1 pseudogene is annotated in these 595 nt (G+C 72.6%); it reads left to right on the top strand.

The window, feature by feature from the left end:
- A pseudogene (locus tag FVW20_RS18205) lies at positions 1 to 595 on the top strand (replication restart helicase PriA); the annotation flags it as partial.

Here is a 595-nt window from a genome sequence, read left to right on the forward strand (position 1 = left end):
GGGTGGCTGTGCCGCTGGGCAACGGCGCGGTGCGCGTGGGCGTGCTGCTGGATGACGAGGCGTACGCTACGGCAGGCGGGGGCGCGCTGCCGGAAGGCGTGGTGGCCCGGCCCATGCTGTGGCCGCTGGAGCGCGAGCCGCTGCTGGACGCCGGGTATCTGGACATGGTGCGCCAGTTGGCGCTGCGGCAGGCAGCGAGTGAAGGGCAGATACTGGGCAACTTTCTGCCCGTGGGGCTGCGCACCACCCAGGTGCGGCTGCGCTTTTTCGAGGACGGGCGGGCGCGCACGCTGAAGTTCCGCGACCTTGTGCCGCTGGCCGACAAGGACCCTTCTGCCCTGCACCGTCTGGGCCAGGCCTGGATGGATGGCCGGGGCGAGGTGCTGGACAAGGCGGAGGACGCCGCCGACGCGGAACTGTGCGCAGTGACGGCGGACCCGCCGTGGCCGGTGCGGCCTTCCGCCGTGCGCCAGGTGCAACTGCTGGAATACCTGTGGGACAAGGGGTCGGCCAGCCGCCGCGCCGTACTGCGCGACCTTGGCGCTGCCTCCGCCACGGCGCTGGAGGGGCTGCTGAAGCGCGGGCTGGTGGCGGT

It is taken from the genome of Nitratidesulfovibrio oxamicus (assembly GCF_015731765.1).
Lineage (GTDB): Bacteria > Desulfobacterota > Desulfovibrionia > Desulfovibrionales > Desulfovibrionaceae > Cupidesulfovibrio > Cupidesulfovibrio oxamicus.